The sequence below is a fragment of the Thiocapsa sp. genome, from assembly GCF_011390875.1.
Classification (GTDB): domain Bacteria; phylum Pseudomonadota; class Gammaproteobacteria; order Chromatiales; family Chromatiaceae; genus Thiocapsa.
On sequence record NZ_JAABRP010000348.1, the window covers coordinates 1 to 3,252 of the forward strand.

The window sequence follows — 3,252 nt, forward strand, 5'->3', positions numbered from 1 at the left end:
GGGTCGAGGGCTTCGATCTAGTGTTGATGAACCTGCGGGCGGGCATGAAGTAATTCGCCCTGATTTTTCTTGAATTACTCGAAACTCGTCTTTCGGCACTCGCACCTGCCCGGAATGACTCCGCAGGTGGGTCGGATGGGTCGGAATTTGTTATTTGAAGAGGCGCCAAATGAGACTAATACAAACGCGGATCGCCTTGGCCACCGGTCTCCTCCTGGGACTTCCCGCTGCCGACGCCGAGGATGCGGCGGCCCTCGCCAAACAGCTATCCAATCCGGTGGCTGCGCTGATCAGCGTGCCGTTCCAGTCGAACTGGGAGCAGAACATCGGGCCGGACGACCGGGGCAGCCGTTACACGCTGAACATCCAGCCGGTGATACCGATCTCTATCGGCGAGGATTGGAACCTGATCTCCCGCACCATCCTGCCGATCGTCGATCAGTGGGGCATCTTTCCTGGTGCCGGCGAACAATTCGGCCTCTCGGACACAGTACAGAGTCTCTTCTTCTCGCCGAAGGAGCCGACCGCCGGCGGACTGATCTGGGGCGCAGGCCCCGTTTTTCTGCTGCCCACCGCGACCGACGAGCTATTCGGCAGCGAGAAATGGGGTGCCGGGCCGACTGCGGTCGGGCTGGTACAGAGGGGCAACTGGACCTTCGGCATGCTCGCGAACCATATCTGGTCCTTTACCGGGCCGAGCGATCGAGCCGACATCAACAGCACCTTCATTCAGCCCTTTCTCTCCTACACCACGCCGACGGCTTGGACCTACACACTGCAGACTGAATCCACCTACGACTGGGAGGGCGAGCAATGGAACGTGCCCATCGCCGCCCAGGTCGCCAAGCTGACCAAGATCGGCGGGCAACTGGTGCAGTTCCAGGCCGGCCCACGCTATTACGCGGCGAGCACCGAATCGGGGCCGGACGGTTGGGCGTTCAGGTTCAACGTCGTGCTGCTGTTTCCCAAATGAAGACCCTGTTCGGCGACACCCACATGCCCTCGGCGAGGGCAAATAGACGCCCTCTCCCTAAAACCGCGAGCGGTGACCACCGGCTCATGCCTCGTGATTCAGGGGAGCGCCGACAGCGCGCCGCTCTGATATACCGCGGCCGGATAAAGGCTTCGCTATTCCCGGCCGACATTCCCTCCGCAGATCCCATTCACCAACGAGGACAACTCCGATGAATCGACGACTCTGGCCATCCCTGCTCGGCGCCCTGGCGCTGCCGTTCTACCTGCCGCTCGCCGTGGCCGCCGACAAACCCAACATCCTGGTGATCTTCGGCGACGACATCGGCTGGTACAACACCAGCGCCTACAACCAGGGCGTGATGGGGTATCGGACGCCCAACATCGATCGGATCGCCAAGGAGGGCGTCCTCTTCACCGATGCCTATGGGCAGCAGAGCTGCACCGCTGGGCGCGCGGCCTTCATCACCGGCCAGAGCCCCAAGCGCACGGGGCTCCTGAAGATCGGTATGCCGGGTGACCCGATCGGACTTCAGGCGGAGGATCCCACGCTCGCCGAGCTGCTCAAACCGCTCGGCTACGCCACCGGTCAGTTCGGCAAGAACCACCTCGGTGATCGCGACGAGCATCTGCCGACCAAGCACGGCTTCGACGAATTCTTCGGCAATCTCTACCACCTGAATGCCGAGGAGGAACCGGAGAGCCCGGACTATCCGAAGGACCCCGCGTTCCGAGACAAGTACGGCCCGCGCGGCGTCATCCACTCCTACGCTGACGGGCGCATCGAGGACACCGGACCGCTCACCAGCGAGCGCATGCAGACCGTGGACAAGGAATTCCTTGCGGCGACGGTGGACTTCATCGACCGCCAGCAGGCCGAGGACAAGCCCTGGTTTGTCTGGTTCAACACCACCCGCATGCACATCTTCACGCACCTGGAGGACGCCAGCAAAGGTGCCACGGGACGGGGCATCTATGCCGACGGCATGGTGGAGCACGACGGCCTGGTCGGACAGTTGCTCGCCAAGCTCGACGCGCTCGGCGTCGCCGACAACACCATCGTCGTCTACACCACCGACAACGGCGCGGAGAAATTCTCCTGGCCCGACGGCGGCACCTCGCCCTTCCGCGGCGAGAAGGCGACCACCTGGGAGGGCGGCATCCGCGTGCCCCTGATGGTGCGTTGGCCGGGAAGGATCCCCGGCGGACGGACCTCCAACGACATCATCAGCCTTGAGGACTTCGTCCCCACGCTGATGTCCGCGGTGGGCGAGCCCGGCATCAAGGAGAAGCTGCTCGAGGGTGCGACCATCGGCGACAAGACCTTCAAGGTGCACCTCGACGGTTACGACTTCCTGCCGTACCTGACCGGAGAGAGCGAGGAAGGACCGCGACGCGAATTCTTCGCCTGGGTGGACGACGGCAGCCTCGGCGCGGTGCGCGTCGGGGCCTTCAAGGGCCACTTCTCCACTCAACCGCATCATGGCCTCGACGCCTGGCTGCTCGGGCAGGAGCCGCGCAAGGCGCCGCTGATCGTTGATCTGCGCGCCGATCCGTTCGAGACCGCACCGCTGGAGTCCTCCTACTACGACGACTGGCTGGTGCGCCACATGTACGTGGTCATGCCGCTGATGGAGATCGTCGCGACGCACATGGAGACCTTCAAAGCGTTCCCGCCGCGTCAGGAGAGCGGCAGCTTCACGCCCAAACAGTAGGGCACCGCTTCAAACCCGGATACGGGCCACACCCATCGTCGGGGACCTATCTCCGGGTCCCCGGCGATGCGTTCTCCGGGGACATTGAGAAGCTGACCATGGCAGTCCAGCCCGATGCTCTGAGCGGGGTCAAGCGCCGGCAGGACGCAGCGCGAGCCGCTGCGCACGCGAACGCGGGTAGGGCAAGACCACCTTCGCCGATCCACGGAAAACGAGACCATGCGGAACACCAACACGCATTTCATCGCACGCGCGGCCGCCGGCCTTGCCCTGGCCGCCTGTGTCCTGGTGCCTTCGATAGCCCGCTCCTCGGAGGGCGGGACCGGGCACTATGTTCCGGGCTCGGTGGCCACTCTGATCGATCTCGCGCCTGCCCGGCCCGGCTGGGTGATCGAGCCTATCTACCTCCACTACGAGGGCGATGCCGATCTCTCCAAGCAGATCCCGGTCGCCGGCATCGACGTGTTCGGATTGAAGGCCACCAGCGACGTCCTGCTCGCAGGCGGGTTCTACACCTTCGAAACGCCGATTCCGGGTGCCCATTACAGCGTCGGCGTCATGCTGC

Annotated in this window: 2 protein-coding genes and 1 pseudogene; all 3 read left to right on the plus strand. The window is 64.0% G+C overall.

Going from position 1 to position 3,252, the window contains the following annotated elements:
* Nucleotides 1-169: 169 nt before the first annotated feature.
* Nucleotides 170-973, plus strand: a complete 804-nt coding sequence (locus GPT33_RS18205) for a transporter (protein ID WP_296811913.1) — start codon at nt 170-172, stop codon at nt 971-973.
* A gap of 211 nt (nt 974-1,184) precedes the next feature.
* Entirely contained in the window at nt 1,185-2,687 is a 1,503-nt protein-coding gene (locus tag GPT33_RS18210; protein WP_296811915.1) for an arylsulfatase, read from the plus strand.
* Nucleotides 2,688-2,906: 219 nt separating this feature from the next.
* Nucleotides 2,907-3,252: pseudogene (locus GPT33_RS18215) on the plus strand (transporter); the annotation flags it as partial.

Bases quoted from the DNA above. Each gene is read 5' to 3' on its own strand.
- GPT33_RS18205 (WP_296811913.1), top strand. From the start codon at position 170: ATGAGACTAATACAAACGCGGATCGCCTTGGCCACCGGTCTCCTCCTG.
- GPT33_RS18210 (WP_296811915.1), top strand. From the start codon at position 1,185: ATGAATCGACGACTCTGGCCATCCCTGCTCGGCGCCCTGGCGCTGCCG.